The 26253-nt window shown below is 60.0% G+C and carries 20 protein-coding genes, 1 tRNA gene and 1 pseudogene; 9 read left to right on the forward strand and 13 right to left on the reverse strand.

What is annotated here, in order from left to right:
• The 5 genes and pseudogenes from ACYVD0_RS20715 to ACYVD0_RS20735 form a co-directional block, all read right to left on the reverse strand.
• Positions 1-312 (reverse strand): annotated as a pseudogene (locus tag ACYVD0_RS20715) (hypothetical protein); the annotation flags it as partial.
• A complete protein-coding gene (locus tag ACYVD0_RS20720; protein WP_460428549.1) occupies positions 305-2203 on the reverse strand; it encodes an ATP-binding protein in 1899 nt (632 codons plus the stop codon). The pseudogene ACYVD0_RS20715 and the gene ACYVD0_RS20720, both read right to left, overlap by 8 nt.
• Complete coding sequence (locus ACYVD0_RS20725; protein ID WP_460428550.1) at positions 2196-3728, reverse strand: type I restriction-modification system subunit M; 1533 nt, start codon at positions 3726-3728, stop codon at positions 2196-2198. Before ACYVD0_RS20725 ends, ACYVD0_RS20720 begins: the two co-directional genes overlap by 8 nt.
• Before the next feature lie 89 nt (positions 3729-3817).
• Complete coding sequence (locus ACYVD0_RS20730) at positions 3818-5314, reverse strand: type I restriction-modification system subunit M (protein WP_460428551.1); 1497 nt, start codon at positions 5312-5314, stop codon at positions 3818-3820.
• A 144-nt stretch (positions 5315-5458) separates the two neighbouring features.
• Positions 5459-6538 (reverse strand): site-specific integrase, encoded by a 1080-nt coding sequence (locus tag ACYVD0_RS20735; RefSeq protein WP_460428552.1) that lies wholly within the window; start codon positions 6536-6538, stop codon positions 5459-5461.
• Between the two features lie 331 nt (positions 6539-6869).
• Here ACYVD0_RS20735 and ACYVD0_RS20740 point away from each other — a divergent pair, with 331 nt between their 5' ends.
• The 9 genes from ACYVD0_RS20740 to ACYVD0_RS20780 all read left to right on the forward strand — a co-directional run bounded on the left by ACYVD0_RS20740 (position 6870) and on the right by ACYVD0_RS20780 (position 13055).
• Positions 6870-8228 carry a tyrosine-type recombinase/integrase gene (locus tag ACYVD0_RS20740; protein WP_460428553.1) on the forward strand — a complete coding sequence of 453 codons (1359 nt, stop codon included), beginning with the start codon at positions 6870-6872 and terminating at the stop codon, positions 8226-8228.
• Positions 8229-8323: 95 nt separating this feature from the next.
• A complete protein-coding gene (locus ACYVD0_RS20745) occupies positions 8324-9181 on the forward strand; it encodes a hypothetical protein (RefSeq protein WP_460428554.1) in 858 nt (285 codons plus the stop codon).
• 90 nt (positions 9182-9271) lie between these two features.
• Positions 9272-9544 carry a helix-turn-helix domain-containing protein gene (locus tag ACYVD0_RS20750; RefSeq protein WP_376942733.1) on the forward strand — a complete coding sequence of 91 codons (273 nt, stop codon included), beginning with the start codon at positions 9272-9274 and terminating at the stop codon, positions 9542-9544.
• Positions 9545-9706, forward strand: a complete 162-nt coding sequence (locus ACYVD0_RS20755; protein WP_460428555.1) for a hypothetical protein — start codon at positions 9545-9547, stop codon at positions 9704-9706. It begins immediately after the preceding gene.
• On the forward strand, positions 9699-9965 hold the full coding sequence (locus tag ACYVD0_RS20760; RefSeq protein WP_460428556.1) for a hypothetical protein: 267 nt from the start codon (positions 9699-9701) through the stop codon (positions 9963-9965). Before ACYVD0_RS20755 ends, ACYVD0_RS20760 begins: the two co-directional genes overlap by 8 nt.
• Entirely contained in the window at positions 9958-11622 is a 1665-nt protein-coding gene (locus tag ACYVD0_RS20765; protein WP_460428557.1) for an AAA family ATPase, read from the forward strand. The genes ACYVD0_RS20760 and ACYVD0_RS20765 overlap by 8 nt, the downstream gene beginning before the upstream one ends.
• Before the next feature lie 2 nt (positions 11623-11624).
• A complete protein-coding gene (locus tag ACYVD0_RS20770) occupies positions 11625-12308 on the forward strand; it encodes a TubC N-terminal docking domain-related protein (RefSeq protein ID WP_460428558.1) in 684 nt (227 codons plus the stop codon).
• A gap of 15 nt (positions 12309-12323) precedes the next feature.
• The gene (locus ACYVD0_RS20775; RefSeq protein WP_376942723.1) at positions 12324-12602 is read left to right on the forward strand and encodes a hypothetical protein; all 279 of its coding nucleotides are present in this window, start codon (positions 12324-12326) and stop codon (positions 12600-12602) included.
• A 150-nt stretch (positions 12603-12752) separates the two neighbouring features.
• Positions 12753-13055 carry a hypothetical protein gene (locus ACYVD0_RS20780; protein ID WP_460428559.1) on the forward strand — a complete coding sequence of 101 codons (303 nt, stop codon included), beginning with the start codon at positions 12753-12755 and terminating at the stop codon, positions 13053-13055.
• A 39-nt stretch (positions 13056-13094) separates the two neighbouring features.
• Here ACYVD0_RS20780 and ACYVD0_RS20785 read toward each other — a convergent pair whose 3' ends face one another.
• From ACYVD0_RS20785 to ACYVD0_RS20820, 8 genes are all read right to left on the reverse strand, one after another.
• On the reverse strand, positions 13095-15884 hold the full coding sequence (locus tag ACYVD0_RS20785; protein ID WP_460428560.1) for an ATP-binding protein: 2790 nt from the start codon (positions 15882-15884) through the stop codon (positions 13095-13097).
• A gap of 138 nt (positions 15885-16022) precedes the next feature.
• Entirely contained in the window at positions 16023-16679 is a 657-nt protein-coding gene (locus ACYVD0_RS20790) for an AbiU2 domain-containing protein (protein WP_460428561.1), read from the reverse strand.
• 11 nt (positions 16680-16690) lie between these two features.
• On the reverse strand, positions 16691-19588 hold the full coding sequence (locus ACYVD0_RS20795) for a DUF1156 domain-containing protein (protein ID WP_460428562.1): 2898 nt from the start codon (positions 19586-19588) through the stop codon (positions 16691-16693).
• Entirely contained in the window at positions 19585-20301 is a 717-nt protein-coding gene (locus ACYVD0_RS20800) for an HNH endonuclease family protein (RefSeq protein WP_460428563.1), read from the reverse strand. The genes ACYVD0_RS20795 and ACYVD0_RS20800 overlap by 4 nt, the downstream gene beginning before the upstream one ends.
• Complete coding sequence (locus ACYVD0_RS20805; RefSeq protein ID WP_460428564.1) at positions 20298-21662, reverse strand: AAA family ATPase; 1365 nt, start codon at positions 21660-21662, stop codon at positions 20298-20300. The genes ACYVD0_RS20800 and ACYVD0_RS20805 overlap by 4 nt, the downstream gene beginning before the upstream one ends.
• Entirely contained in the window at positions 21659-25195 is a 3537-nt protein-coding gene (locus tag ACYVD0_RS20810) for a helicase-related protein (protein WP_460428565.1), read from the reverse strand. Before ACYVD0_RS20810 ends, ACYVD0_RS20805 begins: the two co-directional genes overlap by 4 nt.
• A gap of 206 nt (positions 25196-25401) precedes the next feature.
• Positions 25402-25477, reverse strand: a tRNA-Thr gene (locus ACYVD0_RS20815).
• Between the two features lie 217 nt (positions 25478-25694).
• Entirely contained in the window at positions 25695-26138 is a 444-nt protein-coding gene (locus tag ACYVD0_RS20820) for a DoxX family protein (RefSeq protein ID WP_460428566.1), read from the reverse strand.
• Between the last annotated feature and the right edge of the window lie 115 nt (positions 26139-26253).

A 26253-nucleotide genomic window follows, 5' to 3' on the forward strand; every position in this document is an offset into this window, starting at 1 on the left:
CGCTGCGCAGAATCCAGAAGTTGCCGGAGCTGGTGAGATCGTTTTTCCGCCACCCGGACTGCCGATATACAGCAGCATGACATTACTTTTTAAAAGATTAGTAAAGCGCATATGAAAGGCTGGCCCCAAATAGCCTGACCCAATCACACCCCAGCGCCTAATGCGCAGGTCGTCGGTATCCATATGCTCACCAGCCACATAACGCTCCAGGCCGGAGGTTTCCGGATCGACCTTGTCTTTGACTTGACGCACCACATCGCCAAACTTCACCCGACGCCAGCCGGGCTTCAAGGTCTTGTTCTGTTCAGGCATTGGCATCCTGCTCCTTGTCTTCTCTCACTGTCCGGTAAGCTTGGTGGGGGTGTTTTTCGCTTTCCGGATAGAGCAGCGTCAGTATTCCGGCCTCGCGCATGGGCTTGAGGTGCGTGCGGGTGAGTTCGCGGGAGTCCTTGCGCCCCAGGATCTGCGACAGCTCCTGCGCGGTATGGGGGCGCAGCGCACACAGCTCGCGCAACAGTTCACGCACCGTGGCCTGGCGCGGTTTCTGGCCCGCAGCCTGGATACGTTGCAGCAGCTCCGCTGGAATCCCCACAAGGACTTGTGGGGATTGCGGGTCGGACTTGTGGGGATTTGCAGAAATCCCCACATCCTCCTCCGGACTTGTGGGGATTCCCAGGGGCAGCTCAGCCTGTACGGTTTCAGGCCGTGGTGCGTGCTCCGCCGAGTTCAGCACGTAGTAGGTACGGCTACCCGCGCCCTGCTTGAGCAGCAGGCCACGGTCCCGCAGCCGGCGCAGCACCTGGCTGGCGGTGAGCGTATCCGAGCCGCAAAAATCTCTGCAGGCGGTGTTGTCCACCGCCCCGGTTGCCCTCACATAGATCAGCACCTTGGCCTCATTGGAATCCAGATTGCTGCCGGCATAGTTACGCAGCCAGGTGTGGTCTTCTTCCGTCAGCAGGTTGTGCAGGAACAAGGTAAGCTTGAACTCATTGGCCTGCCGGTCCGAGTGAAACTCTGGCGGTGGCAAGCCGGCATCGGCCGCCAGCCGGCGCATGGCGCGAATGCCGGTGCCCTTGGCCTCGGCCAGGTGCAGATCATGCAGCACCGCCGCGATGGCCGGATTGCGCAGGCGTGAACCGGGCAAGCCCAGCTGCGCCGGCTCCTTGAGGGAGTAGCCGACGTTGCGGACCTCGATGCGATTGCTGTAGCGGATGATCTGCGTCGGGCTGTGCAGGGTGTAGTTGCGGTGCATGGCCGCATTGGCCAGCGCCTCGCGGATCACCTTACGCGGCAGAATGGGCTCTTGCACGCTCTGCAACTGGCCCTCCGGCAGGCGAAAGCCCTTGGGCAACTCATCGATGATGCTGGCTTCGGCCTGTGGCAACGCCAGCAGCAAGGGCTTGCGAATATCGATGGATTGGAAGCGGTTTTCCGGGTCTTCCACCCATTCGGTGCCAGGCACGCGGATGTAGTCAATGCGCACCATGGGCAGCAACCGGCGCAAGGCGAGCGGCTTGCCGAACAGCACGATGCCGGCCAGCGTCGGTTGCAGCGCGCCCTCCACACGCCGCACAGCACCCAAGGCTTCGAGCATGTCTTCGTCGCCATAGGCCAGTTCTTCGGCCTGGGGGTTGATGCGGGCGCGGTCACGCCGGTAGGCGGCAATGGCGGCTGGGTCGAAATCGTCCAGCCGGGCATCGGACAGAACGCTGGAATCGGGGCCGTGCAGGGGCTGGCTTTCTCCACGCAACACCCACAGGTCTTCATCCACGCAGCGCTGGTCACTGGAGCCGATACGGCGGTAGGCGCCTGTTGGCAAGCCCGTGGCTTTCTTGTAGATGGGTTTGTGGGTGACATCGGCCTCGGGCACATACACCACCAGCAGCGTCTTGCCTTCCACCTGCTCCAGCTGCATTTCGGGGCGCAGGGTGACGTTGAGCATGCTGGCACACTGGCTGGCGAGATCACGCTGAACCTTGTCCGGATCGGGGAAGCCCACAGGCCGGTAAACGGTATCGCCCTTGTCGTTGACCGCCCAGTCCACCCCCAGCAGCAAGTAGCCACCGTCCAGGCCGGGTTCATTGGCGAAGGCAATCACGGTCTCCATGACGGACTTGCCGATGTCACTGGCACGCTTGGCTTCGATGCGAGCGGACTCGTCCACCGCATTGAGCTCGTCCAGCAGTTCGACGGCGCTACGCATCGGCTCCCTCCTGCGCGATCAGCCCGTCCAGCGTTTCCACCAGCTCGTCCATCTGCTGCCAGAACGCCCGGCCGCTGTCCTGCCAGCTTGCCCAGGCTTCCTGCAGGCTTTGCGCCTGCTGGCCTGCCGAGGCGCTGCCGCTCTGGCGCTTCACGTAGAGCGGGATGGACAAGTTGCAGCCGTTGCCGGCGAGGTCGTCCAGAGTGGCCACGCGGGCAAAACCCGGCTCGTCGGCAAACGCCTGCCAGGCATCAAGGATGCGCTTCTGGTGCTCGGGCTTGAGGAAGCTCTGCGCCCGCTCACGGGTCACCTCGTTGACCGCATCGATGAACAGCACCTTGCCCTTGCGCTCGGCAGGCTTGTGCCGGTTGCAGATCAGGATGCAGGACTCCATCGGCGAGTTGTAGAACAGGTTCGGCCCAAGGCCGATGACGCCTTCGACCCAGTCCTGCTCGACCATCTTGGCGCGCATCGACTGCTCCTCGTTGCGGAACAGCACGCCATGCGGCCACAGCGCCGCACTGCGGCCCTTGTCGCTGAGGCTGGCGAGAATGTGCTGCTGGAAGGCGTAGTCCGCCCGCCCCTGCGGCGGCGTGCCGAGAAAGTTGCGTCCCCAGGCGTCCTGCTCCCAGACCGTGCGGTTCCATTGCTTGATCGAGTACGGCGGGTTGGCCAGGATCACGTCGAACTTGCGCAGGCGGTCGCCGGCAATGTGCTTGGGCTCGGCGAGGGTGTCGCCTCGGATGATCTGGAAGTCTTCGACACCGTGCAGGAACAGGTTCATCCGGGCGATGGACGAGGTGATCAGGTTGCGCTCCTGACCGTAGAGCTTGAGGGTGCGGTATTCGCCCCCGGAGCGCTTCACCTCGTCGAGCGCGGAGATCAGCATGCCGCCAGTGCCACAGGTAGGGTCGTAGATCGACTCGCCGGCCTGGGGCTTGAGCAACTGGGTCATCAGATGCACGACGGTGCGATTGGTGTAGAACTCGGCGGCGGTGTGGCCGGAGTCGTCGGCGAACTTCTTGATCAGGTACTCATAGGCGTTGCCCAGCTCGTCCTCGGGCACGTTGGCCACCGAGAGCGTCTGGGTCGAGAAGTGCTCGATCAGGTCCTTGAGGGTCTCGTCAGGCAGGCGCTCGCGGTTCGTCCAGGCCGCATCGCCGAAGATGCCGTCGAGCAGCTCCGGGTTGGCTGCCTCGATGTCGCGCATGGCTTTCTGGATGGCCATGCCGACATTCATCGGCACCTGGCGGACATCGCGCCAGTGCGCGCCGGCCGGGATCTGGAAGCGATGGTTCTCGGCGAACTCGGCGTAGGACAGATCGCCCTCCGACTCCTGCAGGGCAGCCTGATACTCCTCGTCCCATACGTCAGAGACGCGCTTGAAGAACAGCAGCGGGAAGATGAACTGCTTGTAGTCGCCGGCATCGATGAGGCCGCGCAGCAGGACTGCGGCACCCCAGAGGTAGCTTTCCAGTTCCTGTTGGGTGATGCGCTTAGGGCTGCCTGGCTTCTCTTGTTCCATTTGGGCAAACTTTTCCTTCAGTCGCATACGTGCAGCGTTCGCCATTTCTTCAGTGAAGATCTTGTTGTCTTTGAAGGGGCGGTCTGAATTCATTGCAACCATCCTCCTTCAGTCATGACCTGCGCGAGCCGCTCTTCCGCCTCGCGGCAACGGTTGAGCGCCTCCTTGAACGCGGCAATCGCTTCCGGCAGCGGCGGGATATCCTCCTGCAGTGGCGGCAGCACATAGCGCGAGATATTCAGCGTCCAGTCTTCGGCCTTGATCTCGTCAAGGTCGACGATCCGCACGGCGTCCGGCACATCGACGAACTGCTCGTACCAGCCCTGGATCTGCCTGGCGTGTTCGAGCTCCAGGAAGTTTTGCGCCCGGCCACGGCGGAACAGGCGCGCAGCATCGGCAATCATCACCTTGCGCTTCCTGGCCTCGGGCTTGCGCAGGCGCAGCAACAGGATGCAGGCGGCCAGGCCGGTGCCGTAGAAGAGGTTCGGTGCCAGGCCGATGACGCCTTCGATCAGATCCATTTCCAGCAACTTCTGGCGGATGGCTCCTTCTACCCCCTTGCGGAACAGAGCCCCCTGCGGCAGTACTACAGCCATGCGACCGGTGCCCTTGGCCATGGATTTGACCATGTGCTGGACCCAGGCGAAGTCGCCGGAACCGGACGGCGGAACCCCTGCGAAGTTGCGTCCGAAGGGATCGTTCAGCCACAGCTCTTCCCCCCACTTCTCCAGCGAGAACGGCGGGTTGGCAATCACGCAGTCGAAGGTGGCCAGACGGTCGACATCGTAGAATGCCGGGTTGCGCAGGGTGTCGCCGCGAACGATCTGGAAGTCTTCGATGCCATGCAGGAATAGGTTCATCCGGGCGATAGCGGAAGTGGTCAGGTTCTTCTCCTGGCCGTAGAGCTTGCCCCACAAGCGTTTGACATCGCCGTGCTGCTCCTTCACATGCTGGACAGCGGCCAGCAGCATGCCCCCCGTACCGCACGCAGGGTCGTAGATGGTTTCGCCCTCTTTCGGATCGAGCATCTCGATCATCAGGCGCACCACGCTGCGCGGGGTATAGAACTCGCCAGCCTTCTTGTTGGTAGCGTCGGCGAATTTCTTGATCAGGTACTCGTAGGCATCCCCCAACACGTCGGATGCCACGTTGCGGTTGCCCAGGGGCAGGCGCGAGAAGTGCTCGATCAGGTCTTTCAGCAGCGCATCGGAGAGGCGCTCCTTGTTGGTCCACTGGGCGTCACCGAAGACACCATAAAGGGTATCGGGGTTGGCCCGCTCGATGGAGCGCATGGCCAACTGCAAGGCCGAGCCGACGTTGATCGACTTTTCCCGAACGTCCTCCCAGTGGCAGAACTCGGGTATCTGGAAGCGATGCGACTCGGGAAATAGCGCCAGTTCAGCGTCGCCGCTCTCCTCGACGATCTCGGCGTACTCCTCATCCCAGACATCGCAGATGCGTTTGAAGAAGAGCAGCGGGAAGATGTAGGTCTTGAAATCAGCCGCGTCCACCGGGCCACGCAGGATGTTGGCGGACTCCCAGAGATGGCTCTCCAGCTGACTGAGGGTAATGCTTGAATCGCTCAAAATCGGTGTCCTTTTTGCCGACAAGCACGCTTTGCGCCCAAGGTCATGCCCTTGGCGGATCGCACCATGCCACGCCGTCTTCTGTGACCAAAGCCGGCAAGGATACCGAATCCCCACCAGGCCTGGCAGACGCAGTGGACGTGCTCACATCAGCTTCTTGGCCAGATCCTCGGCCTTCGGGTGGTAGTAGCGCATCAGCATGCGCGTATCCTTGTGGCCGGTGATCTTAGTCAGCTCGTGGAGCGGGAAAATTTCGGCCAGCCTCGACGTAGCCTCATGGCGGAGGTCGTGGAAGCGTAGGTCCAACAGATATCTCGTGTCGGGCTCCCTCTTCGCCTTCTGACACTCCTGCAGGTAGCTGTTCCGGGCACGCTTGAGCGCACGGTCAAAAGCCCGCGTCACTGCATCCTCACGAACCTGAAAAACCCTACCTGACACTGCGCCGTCACCCCGAAGCTGCTGCAACACGGCCACCGCTCGGGAGGACAGCGGCACGTCCCTCGACTCGCCATTCTTGGTGCTGGGCAGGTGGGCCACCCTGCGCTGCAAGTCGATGTTCTCCCACTGCAGCGAGACAAGCTCGCCACGACGCATCGCCGTCTCGACAGCCAAGCGGATGATTGCCGGCAGGACATCGGACCCACTTGCCGCAATGACGCGCTCCAGCTCGTCGCCCTGCAGGCGCTCTGCACTGCCAGCCTCTGCCCCCGCCCCCTGCAGAGCGGTGACGCGCCGCGTCCTGGCATTGTTGACCTGGGGCTTGCGGATGAGCTCCACGGGATTGATCAGGCTTTCCATCCCCCACTCCTTGCGGGCGATGGTGAAGAGGTGAGAAAGCAGTGCGAGGCGGCGCAGCACTGATGCAGGCTGGAGCGTCTTCAGCCACTCGTCCCGCAGCCTGGCCACATCCGAGCTGCGCACTGCTGCCATGGGGCGCTTCGCCAGCTCCGTTGCCAGCCATACGGCCACAGCCGAACGCTCCTTGGTCGCGCTTTTCTTGAGCGGGGTAATCTCGCGCTTGTAACGCTCCAGTGCTTCCTGCAACGAGGTCGCCTCGGCTTCGGTGCGACTCACAAAAATGCCGCGATCCATTTCCGACTCGACCTGGCGCGCCCACATCTCGGCCTCAGTGCGCGTGCTGAAAGTTTTTACCTGGTCTGGAAAGCCTTTGCGGCTGATACGGGCTTGCCACTGGAGCTCGCCACGCTTGCGGAAGGATGCCATTCATTGCCTCTCTTGGTCAGTTGGCCAAGCAAAGGCCAATTGGACAGAATTTGGACAATAAATCGGCGTAAGGCAGAAAAAAAGGGCCTACATCACTGCAAGCCCTTGATTTTACTGGTGCCGGTGAAAGGAATCGAACCCTCGACCTTCTCATTACGAATCAGAGGGTATATAAATACCCACTCATTTACGAACCTTTATCAAGCTATACAGAATGCGGCTTACAGCGTATCTTAACCTTGCTGGGCTATCACGAAAATTGACCAAATTTGATAGCCTGCGCTAGCCCGGTGCTAGCCCAAAGCTAGCCCGAAACAGGCAAGGTGAAGACATGGCAAAGCTGAAATTCACGAAAACCGCCCTACTGGCGGTAGCCCCTCCCGAGGCCGGCAAGCGGCTGACCGTCTATGACACTGAAGTGCCCAAGCTGGCGATGCGGATCACCGCTGCCGGCGCCCGAACCTTCTATGTGGTCAAGCGTGTTGGCGCATCCATGACATGGGTGAAGCTGGGCACATTCCCCGGCATGACGGTTGAACAGGCGCGCGGCGAGGCGCAGAAAATCCTCGGCGAGTTCGCTACTGGGGCAAACCCTGCTGCCGCTCGCCGAGCGATCCGCGAAGAACCGACCTTTGCCGAGCTGTTCGAGATGTTCCTGGTCAGCAAGAAGAAGCGCGACGGCTCGCCGCTGAGCGAAAAGACGAAGAGGGATTACCAAGACTCGCTGCGCCTGTATCTGGAGTCGATCAAGGCGAAGAAGCTGTCGCACATCACCCGCTCTGACGTGAAGGCGATCCACGCCAAAGCAACAAAGAAAAGCGCAGCCCAAGCCGACAAGGCTGTCGCCATCATCTCTGCTGTGTTCACCTTCGCCGCCGACCATGAGCACTTCGACGGCACCAATCCGGCTAGCCGCATTCAGAAGAACCCCGCACCGTCACGCGACCGCTTCGCACAGGCCAGTGAGCTGCCGCACCTACTGCCCGCCATTGCGGAGTCCTCCCTGTGCGACTACTTCCTGCTGTCGCTGCTGAGCGGCGCCCGCCGCTCGAACGTACAGGCAATGGCCTGGCGCGATATCGATCTTGATGCCGGTATCTGGCGCATCGGTATGACGAAGAACGGCACCCCGCAGAACGTCCCCTTGCCGCCCGAAGCCGTCGCTACGCTGCGGGCACGCAAACGGGCCGCTGGCGCTTCCCCCTTTGTGTTCCCCGGCACGGGCGTGACCGGCCATCTGGTTGAGCCGAAGAAGGCATGGGCGACCATCCTGCGCCGCGCCAGTGTCCGTCGCCTTCTCGACCTGCTGCAAACTGCCGGCAAGCTGACCGACGACGAACGCCAGCGCGCCGACCGGCTGCTGATCGAGGCGCCCGCCACTGCGGAGAAGCGCTACCGCGCCGTCGCCGATGCGCTGGAGATCGATCCTGCCGACTACGACATGACCGACCTGCGCATTCACGACCTGCGCCGCACCCTGGGCAGTTGGCAGGCCAAGACCGGCGCCTCGCTGGCAATCATCGGCAAGAGCCTCAACCACAAGACTCATCAAGCTACGGCGATCTATGCCCGCCTTGACCTCGATCCGGTGCGCCAATCCGTCGAGACCGCGACGAAGGCCATGCTCGAAGCCGCCGGCATCAAGGAAGCAGCATCTGTGGTCGAGTTGCCGAACCGCCGCAGCAGATAACCGAGTTACTGCCAGCCTAGCCCTACGGGGCGAAAAGCGGACTACCTACCCGTCTGGCTGGTCGCCTTCTTCTGTAGGTAGCCTGCGAGGGCTCCATGAAAAATATTGATGAAGAAACAACCCTCAACTTTGAAGGTGTCGACAAGAGCATTATGCTACGTCGAGATGAATTTATAAGAATGGCGCTGCCAACTGATAGCGGCAGCATCGATATGAAGAACTTCGGCTGCTGGCTTCGGATCGGAAGCGACGGGCTTTACGTCAATATTGATCACGAGGATGAAGTTGACCTCACGCCAGAGGAAGCAGCGACTCTTTGTTCTCACCCAACCGGAAAGCTTGATGAGCCGGCCCTACCATTTCCTTTTTCAATTGCTCAGCTAGAAAGATTTCTCGATTTTGCAAATGAAGAAGGACGAGATGTTCCACTTAACTGCAAAAAATTTGAGGAAATCATTGCTCTCAAGAGCCTGAAGCGAAAAAGCACTCAAGCCTCTGTGCTGCGCCAGCAGGAACAAGCCACTCCGAAAGCCAGAGAAATCAACCCTGATAACGCTGACTCCATGCCGAAAGAGGCTCAAGCCGTAGAGCAACCTCTGCAGAAATGCGCTCCCCAAGAGACCGCAGGAGCTCAAGTCTTTGAGCCAACTCAACAAGAGAGCATCACCCAAAGGCCAGCGGAACCCAAAAAGAAATCCGCACTCGACCAACGTATCGAACATATTTATCAGTGGTTTGAGGAACAAAGCGAATTTACAGCAACAAATCTGCGCGCTAATCAAACCGGAAATTCTGGGGCGCGTGACACCTGCTGGCTATGGCTCGAAGCAAAAGGATTGACCCGACCTAGCTATATCTTCAGCGGAGCATTACAGGCTGGCAGCCTAAAGACGAAAAGCTTTGTAAATGCTTGGAGCGAGTTCTTAAAACACATCAAAAAGAACCAGACCTAAAAATTTGGCCTACTTGGTCTAGTAGATTCTGGCCCGGTAGATTCCTGCATCCTCATCATCATTTATTGACGATGATAGTGAGGATTTATCATGCACACTCCACCTAAAGAAACTATCGAACGCATCAAGGAGGAGATTGCTAAGCAATTAAGCTATGCCCTCGACAACCTTCCTGCCTTGGTAGAGGACAAGCAAGCTGCCAAAGTCCTGGGCGTGAAGCAGAACACCCTCGCAGTCTGGCGCTCGACCGGCCGCTACCGCCTGCCCTTCGTCAAGGTCGGTCGCATGGTGCGCTACCGCGTGAGCGATCTTGCCGAGTTCATGGCCCGCCGCACTGTTGGTCATACCGGGGAGATCGCCTAAATGAAAAGCACCCGCCCCCAATACCAACAGAGCAGCCGCTCCCGCAGCCAATTTACCAGCCTGATCGGCCTTCTGTTCTCCCATGACTCTGCCTTCAACCTGCTGATTACGCTGGCTCAGATCGCCATGTACTGGCTGATGCTGGAGGTATGTCATGGCTAATCATGCAATCCAGTTCCACAAGGTTCTGCAAGACGCTTTCGGCCAACAGCTTCCCATGCCTGTGCCGGATGGCCAGCCTCACCACTTCCACGCCTACGGCGACGAGCCCGGCACCCTGAAAGGCTGGTACATCTTGCGCTTGGACGGCAGCTCCGCCTCAGGCTGCTTTGGATCTTTGAAAGTCGGCAATGTGTGGCATAGCAGCCCTGTCGATCAGCAAGAGGCAGAACTGCTTGAGGAGGCACACACTGATGAGTGATCTACTCGAACATCTGCTGCTACCGCGTCTGGAAGGCGTAAAGAAGCATGGCGAGCGCTATATGGCCTGCTGCCCGACCCATGATGACAAGTCGCCCTCCCTGAGCTTGGTACGCGGCAATGATGGCCGCGTCCTGGTCCATTGCTATGCCGGCTGCGAACCCCGCAACGTGCTGGCGGCGGTCGGTCTGGAGCTGAAAGACCTTTTCCCCAGCGGTTTGAGCCAAGAGCAGCGCCAGCAGTATCTGCGCGAGAAGCTAGAGAAGGAGCGCTACTTCGAGCGCTTGGTGATCGAGTCCGGGAACGGCGCGGTAGGCAACGGCCAAGAGCTGTCCGACGACGATATCGCCCGGATGGCGCTGGCGCAGGAGCGAATAGAGCAGCTCGACCAGCAGCTCGCCGCCCTGGATAAGCCGGAAAAGTCGAAGTGCCGCGCTGTGCTGACGCAGGCCTCGGCCATCAAGCCAAGGGGTATCCGCTGGCTGTGGCCGGCCTGGATCGCCAAGGGAAAACTCACTGTGTTGGCCGGCGCGGGAGGCGCCGGAAAGACCACCCTGGCCATCGGGCTTGCAGCAATCCTTACCAGCGGTGGCCACTACCCTGATGGAAGCCTCTGCACCGAGCGCGGCAACGTACTTATCTGGACCAGCGAAGACGATCCTGCTGATACGCTGGTGCCGCGCTTGATGGCTGCGGGAGCAGACCTTTCTCGTGTTCACATCATCAATGGCCGGATAAACCATAAAGGCGAGCATGAGCCCTTCGACCCGGCAACCGACTTCAATTTACTGCGCAAAGCCGTGGAGGCCCTTGGCGGAGCGTCGCTGCTGATCCTTGATCCTGTGGTCAACCTGGTTAAAGGCGACATGCACAAGGCGAACGATGTCCGCCGCTCGCTCCAAGTGGTAGTGGACTTCGCCGAGGAGCACGATTGCGCCGTCTTGGGCATCAGCCACTTCTCCAAGGGAAGCGGTGGCTCCTCTCCGGCGGATCGCGTGATCGGCAGCCAGGCTTTTGGCGCGCTGGCCAGAACCGTGCTGGTGGCCGCCAAGCAGGAAGACTCGGAAGTTCGCGTCCTCGCCCGCGCCAAGTCGAATATTTCCAACGACAACGGCGGGTGCTCCTACAGCATCGAGGAATGCACGGTCGACGACGGCATCGAAACCACCCGCGTACGGTGGGGAGACTTCATCGATGGCAGTGCCAAGGAGATCCTGGCCGATGTCGAGCGCCAGATTGATGACGAGCCGGAAGACGACGATCCCGCCGAAGCGTTGCGGCGCATCCTGAGCGAAGGACCGCTCACCGGGAAGGAAGCCAAGCGTCTGATGGTCGAGAACGGGTATACGCAAAAGCAGATCAGAACCGCCCGCGAAAAGCTGTCAGTCACGATCGACCGGGAAGGCTTTGGTAAGAACATCAAGTCTTATTGGTCGCTTACCTCATTCATGCCCTCGAAACTCCATTCATGCCCATCCTCAAGCGTGGGCACGAATGAAGAAAAAGGGCACGAATGGAAAAACGAGGCACGAATGGAGGATGCCGCAGACAACCAAAAGTTTTCGAAGACCGCCAGCACCATCACTGATGGTCTTCAAGATGAAACACCCCTCGGCAATTCGCTCACCACTATCAACGACAACGCGGAGTACTTCTAACCATGGCCGCCCTGGACTACCTACACCAGGCCGGTCTGACCGTCGAGCTAGATGGTGATCGCCTGCGCGTCACGCCTGCAGATCGCATTACGGAGGAGCTTCGCCAATATCTGCGCGACCGCCGCTCCGAGTTGTTAGCGGAGTTGAAGTCCGCTGACGACTCGCAACGGGTCCAGTCCGCCCCCTGTTGCTGGCTTCATCTCCTGGTCTTCAACGATGGAAACGTGATCCAGCATTGCAGCGAGGCCGGCACCTCCAGCGTTAAACAGACGGTTCAGCTGCGATATGACGATGCAGTGCTGGCTGTTGTGCCCGTGCCGGGCTTTAAGCACCCTCTGCTCGATGAGGAGATCATCAAGGGCCTGGCCGGCACCCTTGGAGTGACGGCTCCGTTACCTCCGCCGTCACTCAGCTGGCTTTTCCAAGTTGCCCGTCTGCTCGGAGTGCAGCCTGCTGTGCTACTGGACAACGGGCACCTGGAGCAACACGACCTCAGCGAACTGGCCGGCGCAAATCCTCATCAAGTAGCGGAGACGATTCGAAACAGCCCTGCATGGATCAATCGACTAGAACGGCAAGCCGTCGCATCGAGCAGCTCAATGGCGGACCTATCATCACCCCGGCCCCTACAGCGCCAGTATGCGCAGCATGTAAACTCATCCGCAGCCCTGTTCGGCGCTATCTAAAGTAGAGGGAAATAGATGGCTATTGGGAGAAAAACCGGCGGCCGAGCGAAAGGCACGCCAAACAAGAACACCACCGCTGTCAAAGAGGCCTTGCAGCAGGCTTTCGAGGACATGGGTGGATCGGGGGCGCTTGCCAGTTGGGGAAAGGAAAATCCGGGCGAGTTCTATAAACTTTGGGTCAAGCTATTGCCGCAAGATATCAATCACGGAGGACAACCGGAAAACCCGCTCACGACCTTGATGATGCAGATATCGGGCAAGACTCTAAAACCCGCATCCGAGGTCGATGAATAACCTCCACGCACGCGAGACGGCGAAGCTAACATTCCGCTCGCTGCAACTAATGCTCAACCTGCTTATGCCATTGCCCGCCAGGCCGGCAACCAAAGTCTGGTGGGCTGTTATTCGCGTGGCTCCCTCTCTGCTCCCCTATCGAAAACACCCATGAAACTTCTCAATACCTACGATGACCATGACGAAGCCAAAGAGGCCGCCGAGAAGCTGGCCGGCGACAAGCGGCTTGCCAGCGAGCGCGACGCCACCGTGGTCATCTACAACCTGTTCGGCATCCCCAGCTGGGGCAACTTCCATCGTCTGGGCATGTACAACCTGGGCGAGCTGAAGCTCCTGCTGGATCGCCGCGCTACCTGGCAGCCTGCTGACCAGGCTCGGCATGCCGAGATCATCGCCACGCTGAAGACCGTGGCGAAGAACTACGGGATCGAAATGCCGGGGCACTGGCTGTAGAAAAGCGGGCGCCAGCTTCGACACCCGCAGCGCAAATACCTACTCGAACTCGTAGGTATTCACCTTCAGCACATTGCAGTTTTCCTTAACCGAGCGCTGCAGCGAATCGTCGAAACCGCTCCCACTATTGGCTTGGATGTCGATAGAGATTGTCACGTTGACGCCGTGCTTGGCCGTGAATTGTTGGATCACCTCATCGACCAGAGTGGCGAACTGCATCTTGGCCTTGACGGGATCCAACTCTGCACTGGCATAGAACTGGGTGGGCAAACGACGCACTATCTCAGGTTCTGGAGTGGGATCTGGGCTTGGGCCAGGACCGGGCCCCGGTTCAGGCTCCGGCTCTGGCCCAGGGCCTGGATCAGGTTTGACAAGACTCGCCTCGTAGGCCGTGGCAGCACCTGGCTCGATCAACAGGCAGGAGCCGTCCAGAATCACCGAGGTTGCCTTGTCGAACACAAAGCCAGGATAACGCTCGCCCTCCTTGCCCTGAGCAATGGCGAAGAAGTCCCGGCTCTGCACGCCCTGGTTCAGCGTCCGCACGAATATCTCGCTGTCGCGCAGACGCGGCAGGTACAGGTAGCAGCAGCTCTTCTGCCAGACCTCCAGGGCGCCGACTTCCTTGACGTCGTCCTTCCAGAACCAGCTCTTCAGCATGTTGGCCAGGTGGTAGGGTGCCCACTCGGTGATCAGCAGCTCGTTTTCCTTGAGTACCCGCTCGATTTCCTGAGCCAGATTGGTCGCGCCAGCATTGACCGGAAAATGCTCCCACTGGATGTCCGAGAGGCCACGGCCTGGCACAGCGGTCTGTACCGGCGCCAGCAGCCACTTGTAGGTCTCGCGGATCATCCGCTTCAGGGTTTCCCGCGCCTGCTCGAAACTGGCCGAGGCGTTCTTGCCCATCAGGTTGTCGAGGGTGATGCGGTTGTCCTTGTAGTCGTTGACGATGGACTCCCAGGCCAACAGGGTGCGCACCTGATCTTTCAGGCGGCTGATGTTGTCCTGATCGGCCGCGAGGTAGATCAGGCGATTCTGCTTCTGCCTCGGCTGCTCGCCACGACTCTTGAGAATCTCCGCGGCCCTGGCGATAGCCTGGCTCGGGCCGCTCTTGCTGTAGCCCGCGTCGGGCGCCAGCACCACAAGGCGCAACTGCCAGTCATCCGGCACGTCCACGCTGTCGGTGAACACATGGATACCGCCGAATACGCCGCTGGCGAAGCTCTCCTGCACGCGCTTGCGGATGGCCGGGAAGATGTCTTCCTTGTCCTTGAAGCGCTTCTTGCGCTCCTCCATTTCGCGGCGCAGGTTAGGGCGCGTGTCGAACCAGAAGTGGTTGTTTGTGCTGTTCAGGTAATGCAGCTTGTCAGCCAGGCTGCGCAGCGCATCCTTGAACAGGCCGATCTGCTGGCCCGGCTGCACGGTGCCGAGCAGGATCCGTTCCAGCTCGATACCGCGCACCATCTGGCTGGAGGTGGTCGGCGCACTGCCGAGGAAGATAGTGCGTGCGGTACGGCGACACGCCTGCACACTACCCAAGCGGGCATTGTGGTTCTCGATAGCCACGGTTTCCGCACGCGGCCCATCGATGTCGCGCTCCATCACCGGATCCCAGCCGGCCGGCAGGTAGTAGGTGACCTCGTTGCGCGAGTCCGGATCGGCCAGCGGCAGGCTGCCCGGCATGATCAGCGGATCGTTGTTGCCGTCCTTCCATAGGCTGAAGATCATCTTCGCCATCATCTTCAGCACGCCACGGGTGCGCTGGAAGTTGTCCAGCGTCGACCAGTCCTCGTACAGGCGGTCGAATACCTCCGGATGGATCGGGTAAGCCTGCAGCAGTCGCTCGTAGTAGCGGCTTTCCTGGGTCTCGGCGGGGAAGTCGCCACTATGGGCGATGTAGTAGTCGGCAAAGGCCCGGCAGACCTTCTCGGCCGCCAGGCGGTCGGTGATATTGCTGAACAGCCGGCGCCGCACGATCTCGAAAGCCTCTTCTGTGCCGACCGGCTTCCACAGCGCCTGCACTCGCCCGAAGTAGTGGGACAGCGACTCCAGCGCCCGCACGCCGCGCTGGCTGCCGGCTTCCTTATCCGACTCCGGCAACGAGGCCAGCATCACCGCCGTGGGCACGGCCTTGAGCGCCTCGGTCAGACCTTGGATGAAGGTCAGGTTGGAGTCGAAGCTGCCGCCGCTGAGGACCTTGCCTTCCTCGAACTGGCGAATGTAGGCCACCAGCTCGTCGATCAGGATCACGCAGGGCGCATAGCGGCCGAGCAGGGTTTCCAGCACGCTCTTGCCCGGCGAAGTGCCGGACAGGTCGGCCTCGGCCACCAGCGCATAACCTTCCTCGCCGCCCAGTTGCCAGGCCAGATCGCCCCACAGGGTATGCACCTGGATGGCGCCATGCTGCACCGGCTGGTTGGGTGACGCCTTGATGCCATCCAGCACGGCAATCCGCGCACGCGGCAGCTCGCTCACCCCGGCCTTGTCGATGATGTTCGGGATACCCGGCATCTCGCTGGCCGGCACCTTGCCGCTGGCCAGGTGATAGACCGCCAGCATGGTGTGGGTCTTGCCGCCACCGAAGGCGGTTTGCAGCTGGATGACCGGATCGCCGCCCTTGCCAGCCAGACGCTTCACGACAGAATCCAGTAGCAGCCGCATGCCCTCGGTGATGAAGGTGCGTTCGAAGAACAGCGTCGGGTTCTGGTACTCAGCGGTCGCCGTGCCAGTGTGCACGCGGGTGATGTCGGCGGCGAACTCGGCCTGAACGAAGGTGCCACGACGCACGTCTTCGTGAGGTTCGGCGATCTCACGCCAGGGTTTCAGAGTCATTCCTTCTCTTCCTCTACAGCAGAAGCATGTGGCAACAGCCCGCTGTGCACATGCTCGCAGACGCGCTCAAGGGCGCGGTGAAATTGATTTCCCTGCACATATCGCGTCGCTCGTTGAGCAGACCGTCCGAAGGGGAGCTTAACCATGCTTCACTTTCCCCCACGCCTGCTGCAAACATTCATGCTCAGGCAGCAGCTCGAAAAATTGCTCGCCACCCAAGAGCGTATTACTCAGCACGTTGACTTCGGCCTGAACTCTCACGCACAAGCCTTCGTGCAGGAGACTTGCGCCTCGAAGCTTCAGATTTACCGCCTGTTGAAACTCCAGCAGCCCATCGACCAGTTGCCTGAGCCCCCTGATGTCTTCCGCCGTCAGTGGAATGTTCACCGAGTGCTCCACCGCAAGCTGCCGCTCCAGGTCGTTATGGCTCAGGTACTTATCGCGAACCCGCTTGAGTCCAGAGCCATCCCAGATTCCGCGAACAACCGCTTCATCAGCGCCCAAGCTCGGCTTCAACGTCGACAAACGCAACAAGCTCAGATTCTGCTGATGACCGCCTTTCCCGCTCGATGCCGGATCCATCAAGCGGGCTACTCGTATCAGCAGCGACTCGACATAAACCGTCTGCGTCAAACCAAACAGTAATGGGGCGTCCTGGCCTAGCCTGCTCCAACCCTCACTTCGTGGCTGGAAATAAAGGCTGTTGGCGACCTCCCATACCAGCTGAATACCGGTGATTTCCTTCTTGATGAGGCTCCAGAACTCATCGACTGTCACCTCATGTGCAGCAGTCATATCCAGCCTCTTCAAATATCCAGCGCGCCCTGGCTGCCGATATGCCCGGCTTCCTGGCTGGCTTGTTCGATACCGAGCCAGGCGCCTTGCAGTTCATTGTAGGCGCGGGCCTCTTCGGCCCAGCCCTGGCGTTCGCAGAGGGTGTAGAGGCGGTAGGTCAGCGCGGTGATGCCAGCGGTCTTGTCGGGCATGCGGGCCAACAGACTACCGGCGGCGGTTTCGCCGTCCTGGTTGAGGGCGCGGACCAGCTGGTGCAGGGCTTCCCAGATCGGTACGCGGCTGTCGCTTTCCGGCGACCAGTCGCGGGACATTTCCGCCCACTTGAGCAGGCGCAGATCACCGCCGCCACTTTCCACTACGCCCGCATCCACCAGACCGCCGACGCTGGTACCCTTGGCGCGGGCCAGTACATCGGCATCGCCATACTTGCCTTCGGCCCAGCCGTGCTGCTCGAACCAGGCGAGGCAGAACTGGGTGTCATGATCGAAGTCGTCTTCGCCGATAAAGCGGTTGATCAGTTGCAGGGCGCTGCGCACGCTCATTGGTGAGCCGTCAGCTTCCAGCACGGCACTGTACTTGCTGAACACCTCCATGCCGGGGCCGATGATTGCCTGGGACAGATCCACCGGGGCCACCGGCGAGTTGATGCCGCCACGGGTCATCTCGGCCAGTGCATCAGGCAAGGTGGCGTTGAGTTCACGGATGAATTCGCGGCGCGAGATGCTCGGCACATCGGCGGCACGCTGACGGCAAACAAGGACAATGCTCGATGCAAGAGCATTGCTTTCACTACCGCGAAGTCGCCTAGCGAGTTCTGTCCTCATAGGCCAAGTTCCACTAAGTGAAAATCCGGCACGAATCACAGCCTCCAAAAAAGTTTCCCAGCCGGTACTGTGGGTTCCAGCTTCTGCATGAGTTTCAGCCTGTTTAAAAGCATAATAAATTGTTACCGGGAAACATGGATTTCCCAGTTCCGCCAGATTTCTCATGGCGGAAGTCATACCATCCAAGAAAAACTCCTCTGCTTTTTTCTTGCTTCCCTGTCTATGTTGTGCCGCAACCAGCTCTTCTGCCTTGGGAACTGCCAAGGTCGAGTAGAGCACTGGAAAAATTGGCCGCAGAGCCTTTCTCAACCAAACATAAAAAAAGTCCGAGAGATCCGCATATGGAATATTGTCGTAGTACGGCGGATCGGAGGATATAACCTTATTGCACGAAATACTCTGAGTCTGAGCATCAGCTTGAGCAACGAACCCTTTGACCCCCGTATATATAGAGAGCAAACCATCTGATATCGATTTAACGCCGCCCTCAAAATTCCCACTTGAGTCAGATAGCGGGTTGCTCTCTGCAAAGTCCCAAGTCATCTGCAAAGCCTGCCTGCCGAATGTATTTCTAGCATGCTCTCTCAAGCTTGCCCATGCGCAAAGGGTGGAGTTCCTATCACTGACCTTATCTGCAGCCAAAGCCAGATATAGACCAACTACCTCAGCATATGCCTTAGCTCCAGAACCACCATCTGACAGTGAGTCACCATCATCCATGCCAATGGAGATTGCGGCTCGCCTTACTTTTTCTATTGCCTCATGTACAAGCGAAAATAATTCATTGAGAACAACTAGTTGCCTCCCCGTAAACAACTGATGAAACTTTCTTATCCCATACGGAGCAACTCCGAGATACTGAGATGACCCACTAATCTCAAGCTCTGGAGCCCAATCTGGAACAGCATAAAAGGCAGCCTTCTCGTGCGAGTGACAAGGGGCGAGATAGACTCTTTCCCGCCTACCCTCTGCAACAATTGCAATTAAGCGCTGACCCAGCCGTCCCTGCGCGCCCTCATTTTTAATGTACTTCGGCTCAATCGGTGTCTCGGACAGCAGGCACTGAAAGTTCGCCCCACGTGACAGCTTGGTGCCGCTCTTCGCCGATGCTGGCGGAGTCCCCACCTTGACGGTAAAGCGATAGCTGTTACCCTCCACCACCGGCTCGACATACGCCTCCTTGCCCGTCTTGCTGGACAAGATAAAGGTCGAAGCCAGCGGCACCTCGGCATGGCTGAACGCCGGGTTGGGACTTTTCACTGTGCGCGCCCACAGCCAGGCGATCACCGTCAGTTGTTCGCCCAAATAGGGCGCCAGATCCGGACGCTCGGCGACTATCTCGGCGGTCACTTCAATCTGCGGGTACAGATGGCCGATGCGCTTCTGTGCTTCCTCACGCATCCAGGCCCCGTAGCGGCGCACATCCTCGGCCAGCCCCTTGGCACCCGACCAGTCTTCGAAGGCATCGCGGGTCGCCTGCTTCCTGCTGCTCTTGTCGGCGGCGATTTCCGGGCCAACCGGCGCACGGCCGGCGAACTTGGGCGGAAGCTCGATCATTGCCTTATTGATGGTCACCGCCACCGGGTTGAGGTCGGAGGCGTAGCTCTCCAGCCCGAGACGCTGCGCCTCCAGCGGTAGCGCGCCGCCGCCAGCGAAGGGGTCATGGAAACCCGGCAGCTTCTCCGGGTTGAACAGCTCGGCCGCCTGCGGGTGGTTGCGGTTCAGCTCGCAGGTTTCGCGCCAGCTCTTCCAGATCTCCGCCCGCGCCCGCTCCAGCACTTCCTCGTTGTTGGTGTTCTCCCACTGCACCAGATCCTCAATGATCTTGAACAGCCGCTCGCGCTCGGCTGCGGCCTTCTCCTTGTTCACCCCACGGCCCAGATGGCGCTCGTAACCGGGGTCGTTGACCATCTGCGCAAAGATCACCGCCCGCGCCGCCGCCAACGGCCGCCGCGCCCACCACAGGTGTAGGGTGCTGGGGTGGCCGTGGCGGATCGACTTCTCACGCGCCGCGGCGGCGTTGATCGCGTCCAGCGGTAGGGCGACTTCGATGAGTTTTTTTGGGGTTTTGATGGGATAGGTCATAGCAGTTCCGGTGCATCCTGATGCAGCACCTCTTCGGCAATGGAGCCGAAGAACTGGCGGGTCAGGGTAAAAAAGGGGCTGAGCGACTGGTGGCGCGGCAGCAGGTCGACACCTGCCAGACAGCGCAGATCCATGTCATCGGCAAGGTGTTCGGTAAAGAGCCTGTCCAGCTCATCCCACCAATTGCGCCGTTGCGTCAGCAGGTAGGGGCTGTTGAGGTTGAGCAGATCAATGGTGTACTGAGCGCAATCTGCATCCGTGTTGTCCAGGCCGTCAGCCGGAACGATGCGGCCGTCCGACAGATAAGCGAAGAAGCGCGCGCAATCGGCCTGATGCGGCGAAACGAAGCGCCGCATGTCGACCGCCTGCTGCTTGCCGGCTGCATGGCCACCAAATACGGCTTGTGGTTGAACAAGGCCAAGGTCGGCGCTGCGCAAGGCACTAGCCGCCAGATTGGTGTAGTCGAAGGTGCGCTGCGGGTGCTGGCTTTTGTTCTCCACATGCTCGATGTGGTAGCCCAACCCCTGCTGATCGGCACGTAACTCGCTGTAGCAGCACAGCTGGTACTGTTCGGTCAGCAGATAGCCGAGTACTTCCTGCTTGTAGCCAAAACTGCTCCAGCGACTGGTAGCGGCTTGATCGGTCTGCGGAGGGCTGGCGTGTGACTGGTTCAAATGGTATCCACCACTCCCCAGCTTGCGGATATGCCTCATCCTTTAAGCGCCCTCTGCCGCTGAATACTGCGTTGCAGACGCTGTAATTGCGGATGCTGCTCGCCGAGGGCATCAATAAGTTTCTGCATCAAGGCCGACGCATCTGGTGCGCTGTCATAGCCCCCTTGATCGACAATCTCAGTCAAACGTTCTAGATCCGGCTTCTCAACAACGGGCGGCTGAGGGTCTACCAGCATGACGCTATGCAGCACGTCACCACTAGGCTCGCCATAGGTAGCCGCCAGTGGTTGACCGGCAACAACACGGCCAGCCGAATCCGTGCCGATGACACGTACATTTTCGCGTCTGACTGTGCTCAGCACCTGCGGGCTGTGCGTGGTGACGATGAATTGCGTATTGGTGAAGGTTTGCATCAGGTCGGTCACGATGCGCTGCTGCCAGCGCGGGTGCAGATGCAGATCCAGCTCGTCGATGAGTGCGATGGCTGGCATGTCCAGTGGGTTCATCCCCTGCATGCTCGCTGGCACTGCATGGCTGTTGGCTTCCGTCATGCGCCGCGCCAGATCCATAACCACGCCCAGCACAACACGATAGCCGTCGCTGAGCTGGCTGATACGCAGGGTGCGCACCTGGCCATCGGGTGAGATGTGATCGATAACAAAGCGTAAGGGGCGAATTTCTGTACGAGGATTCTTGTAACCGTGCAGCAAGCGCTCGATGGCTTCCCGGACTATCTGCAAATCCGGGTGCCGATAATCAAAGTCTCGCCGCGCCTCGCGTTCACGGCGCTCAACATCTTCCATCGCGTTGAACCATTCAAAGGCTGAGCGAAACCGGGCATCAGGCTCCAGCGCCTCATCGAGGGCATCAAAGCGCGTGAATTTTTTCTTGAAACCGCGCCGCCGCTGCACCTCTTCTCTGATGGTTCGGTTTGTGCCGTAGTAAGCGATGACAGGGAGGAAATACGCTTGTTGCTCTGCCTCGGCGTGAACAAGACCCAACGTGAAGTCGTCGATTTCTTTCACGCCTTTGGAAAGCAAGGTCTGCTGGGACGCGGAAAGCTGCTGCCTAATGGTGCCCCCCGTGACAGTACTATCGCGTCTGCGCCCAGCCCCCCAAGTAATGTACTGGTCGTCGTAGGTACGTGCTTCCCAAGCCAGCATCGCAAACGGTGCAGGGCGCTCCCCAGTAGAGATGCGCAGGTCGGTGTTCTTGATGGTTCGGCCAGAAATTCCAGGAATTTTGGTAAGGTAGCGGCCAAAGCCAATGGCAATGGCGTCCAGAAGGGCTGTTTTACCGGCTCCGTTCTCAGCAATGATGACCGTAAGGCGCTTGCCAAAATCCATAATCAAGTTTTCAAAGCACCGAAAATTTATCAGGTGCAATCGTTCCAGCTTCATAGGGTCTCTCCCGGTGCCACCGAGCGCGACAGCAGTTCGCCCAAGTCGTAGTTGACGCTGGCCACGCCGAACTCGGGCTCGCTCTTGAATGGGTGCTTGATGTAGTGCGGGCCATCCACCTGATCGCCATCCACCAGCACGATGGCGAGGATGAATTTCTCGCCCTGGTTAAAGCTGGAGAAGATCTCGTTCTTGGTCACGGTGACTGTGGTAGCACCCTTGGCGCGGCCCTTCACCTCGATGTGGCGATCATCGCGGATGGCGTTGTTCGGGCCAAGCGAGGGACGGGCGGTGATGTCCCAGCCGCACTTCTCTGCGGAGACATCGAATACCTGGTGACCCAACGCCTGCTCAGCCTGCATCACCGCCTGCATGGCGGCCCACTCGATGCGTGAACGCGCCTCGGCATCGGCACAGAAGCTGCTGTCACCCTTGCGCTGCGCCAGCATTCCAGCCGGAATCACCAACGCACCGCCGAGCACCACGGGCGTGCTGGAGACCACATTCTTCATTGCTTCCAGTTCCTGCTTGCGCTGGCAGAGGCGGGCGGTGAGTTCATCGACCCGGCGACGAGCGTTTTCCGGCTGCATGCGCGGCTGCTTGCCGGCGCTGACATCGTCGCTGAGCTTGATGAAGCGATCCGACCAGTAGTTGATCTCCTTGACCAACCGCTCGTTGACGGCGGAGAGGATCTTGTCGGCCTGGCGCTCCAGGCGGACTTTCACTTCCTGGTAGTGCTGCGGCACCAACTGTGCGGAGGCATGCTGCAAGGCCAGGGCTTCGAGGTTCTGGGTGATCCAGGGCGCATTGAGCACATCGCCGACCAGCTTGAGGTCGCCCTCGTCGATGGGTTGCAGATCCAGGTGCGGCGCCCAGCCGGCGTGCAGGGTCTTGCCGTGCTGATCGATCTCGACGAATTGCAGGCGACGTGAAACCACCTTGGCCTCCGCACTGCCCTGGGTGGGGTTCTCGCGCACGCTGTGGTCGATCATGAACAGCACTTTCGGCGCGGTGCTGTCGTCGTTGGGGTCGACCAGTACCGCGCCCTGCTTGAGCTTGCTGCGATGGGCCGAGAGGATCAGGTCGGTAGTGGCCATCATCAACGGGTGGCCGGGGTGGATCAGATCGGCCATCGGCTTGCCGTGCAGGCGCACATGCTGCTTCTCGAAGCAGATGCGTTCGTACTGCTTGAGTACCGGCGTGCGGGTTTCGCCAATGACCCGGTCACGTTCGCGCAGAGCGGCTGGCACATGGCGGATCTCGTAGCGCCCGGTTTCGCGGGGGCGCATCTCACCACCGAGAGTAGTGAAGGCCTCAGTGAAGAAGGCGCGGATGAAGTAGGGCTGGAGCTTGCGGGCCTCGGCCTTCTCCATCTCCTCCTTGACCGCATAGAGGTCGGCCAGGCTCATGTGCTGCTCGACCAGGGCATTGCGGCGGAGGATTTCGCGCAGGTGCTCGGTATCCAGCGCGCCGTCGATCACCTGAGTCAGCTTGGCACGGGTTTCCGGCGCATCGCCGTAGCGGATCGCTTCGATCAGCAGATCCTTGAGGGAGATGTTGTCGAAGGCCTCGCCGAGCACATCGAAGACCTTGCCGCCGAGCGCCTGCTTTTCGATCTCCAGCTTTTCGAACAGCTTCTGGAACACCGCGCCTTCGCGGGTTTCCTTGGCGACGATGTTCCACAGGTGGCAGACCTCGGTCTGGCCGATCCGGTGGATACGGCCAAAACGCTGCTCCAGGCGGTTGGGGTTCCAGGGCAGGTCGTAGTTGACCATCAGGTTGGCGTTTTGCAAGTTCACGCCTTCACCGGCGGCATCGGTGGCGACCAGCACCAGTACGGCGGGGTTGTTGCGGAACTCTTCCTGGGTCTTGCGCCGCTCATCGCGGTTGGTGCCGCCGTGGATGGTCACCACTGCCTCCGGATTGCCGAGCATGTTGCTGATGCGGGCAACCAGGTAGTTCAGGGTGTCGCGGTGCTCGGTGAAGATGATCAGCTTGCGGCGGCTACCGCTGCTGGTGAACATCTCGGGAGTGTCCTGCAACAGGCAGGACAGCTCTTCCCACTTCTTGTCCTTGCCGGACTGCACCACGGCCCGCGCCTGGCTCTCCAGCGCCTTGAGCGACCAGATTTCCGCTTCCAGCTCTGGAATGGTTTCGGCTGCGGTGGCCTGATCGACTACCTGCTCGGCATACAGCTCGTACTCGTCGGCGCTGAGTTCATCGTCCAGATCGTCGATGTTGTCGGGCAGCTCGATTTGCTTCTTCACATGGTATTCGCCGAGGGTCGAGGCAATGCTTTGCCCACGCGCCAGCAGCTTGGTCTCCTCCAGGCGATTTTCCATGCGCTTGCGCCGCCGCTGGAGCGACTGGTAGATCGCCTCGGGGCTGGAGGCCAGGCGCCGTTGCAGCTGGGTCAGGGCGAAGCCGACCGTGCCCTTGCGCTTGCCATCCAGGTTGTCGGCACGATTCATCTCGTTGCGCACGTACTCGGTGACATCGTGGTAGAGCGCGGCTTCGAGGTCGGACAGCTCGTAGTTGGCGGTGTAGGCACGGCGTTCGGGGAACAGCGGCGTGCCGTCGAACTTGAGCAGCTCCTCCTTGACCATGCGACGCATCATGTCGGAGACATCGACCTTGTGTGCGCCCTCGCGGAACTTGCCGTAGAAGCGATCACCGTCCAGCAGCGACAGCCAGATCTGGAAGTCTTCTTCCTTGCCGTTGTGCGGGGTGGCGGTCATTAGCAGGAAGTGGCGGGTGATCGAGCCAAGCAGCTCGCCCAGCTCGAAACGCCTAGTCTTGTTGACCTTGCTGCCGAAGTAGTTGGCCGAGAGCTTGTGGGCTTCGTCGACGATGATCAGATCCCACTCGGTGTTCTTCAGCTTCTGCTGGTAGTCCTCGCTGCGCGACAGCTGGTCGAGGCGGGCAATCAGCAGATTGGCTTCCTCGAAGTAGTTGCCGGAGGCGCATTGCTCCTGCTTCTCGCGGCTGAATACATCGAATCTGACGCCGAACTTCTCCAGCAGCTCGTCCTGCCACTGTTCGGTCAGCGAGCCGGGCGATACCACCAAAATGCGCCGGGCATCGGCACGCATCAGCAGCTCGCGGATCAGCAGGCCAGCCATGATGGTCTTGCCGGCACCTGGATCATCGGCGAGCACGAAGCGCAGCGGCTGACGCGGCAACATGAATTCGTAGACGGCGGAAATTTGATGCGGCAAGGGATCCACGTTGGAGGTATGCACCGCCATCATCGGGTCGAACAGGTGGGCCAGGTTGATGCGATAGGCCTCCAAGCCCAGCTTGAAGTCGGCACCCGGTGCATCAAACGCCCAGGGTTTGCCGGCCTGCGCCAGTTCCAGACGCGCCTCGTCGGAGCGGAACAGCATCTGGTCGCCGTAGCCACCTGCGCTCTTCTGGTAGACGACGCTGACCACCGAGTCACCAACCTTGTCGACGCTGACGATCTTCACTACTTCGTTGCCATGCAGGCCGCGAATCTGGGCGTCTTTCTTGATGTCTTCCAGCTTGACCATGGCGCTTCCTGGACAGTGCTATGACAGGGGCCAGTAGTTTACTTTCAGGCACCGGACTGCGCTGTTTACTTTTTGTACAACCCCTGGACGATTGCAGAAGCTGGCAGGGAGAGCGAGGAGTAGCTGCTTTCTGTTCTGACGCTAGCCCGGTGATAGCCCGCCCCAAAAATGAAAAAGGCCCGCATCGCTGCAGGCCTTGATTTTTCTGGTGCCGGTGAAAGGAATCGAACCCTCGACCTTCTCATTACGAATGAGCCGCTCTACCGACTGAGCTACACCGGCGTAAGACGGCGCACATTATTCAAATTCGGCCGCTCCAGCTCAAGCCCCTGAGCCGAGAAACCGACAACTTTTCCCGTCTGGAGCGGTCCAGGGCTACGGGAACCGTTGTCCGGCAACCCCGGAGGTACGCCGTGCCGGAGAAGTTCGAGGTCGGCAACCCTGTGCGCTGGAGTTCCAAGGCGGGGTATGCCTGCGGGGCGGGGAGCGCCGACATCGCTCACCGGGCGGACTCACGCCGGCCCTTGTATGCAACCGCGTACTTGCCGGGTCCGGTGACGGCGAGAAGCAGCAAGCCGCCGATAATGCAGAGATTCTTGTAGAACTGGACCATGTTCATGGCGCGGTCCGCACCCTCGAGCGTCCAGTAACGGTGGCCGAGGAGCGCTGTACCCAATACGAACAGGGCAAAGAGCAGCGCCAGGGGACGCGCAAGGAATCCGACGACCAAGGCGAGCGCGACGAAGACTTCCATGACGACCGCAATCAGGGCCGCCAGCCAGGGTAGCGGCGCCCCTAGCGACGCCATATAGGCGACCGTTCCGGAAAAATTGGTGAGCTTGCCCCATCCGGATAGCAGGAACAGCCCCATCAGCAGTATGCGGGCCAGCAAGATCAGCGCGTCTTTCCTGCGTTCGATCAGATCGTCCAGTAGCATCGCCATGTTCCCTCCTATGGAAATGGATTCAACCGCCAATAGCGATTGGTGGCCGCTCAGGCAAGTCATGAGTTGGTGGAATGACGCGCTTGCTTCATATCCAAAGAATGAATAATGAATA

Source organism: Azotobacter armeniacus (genome assembly GCF_054779355.1).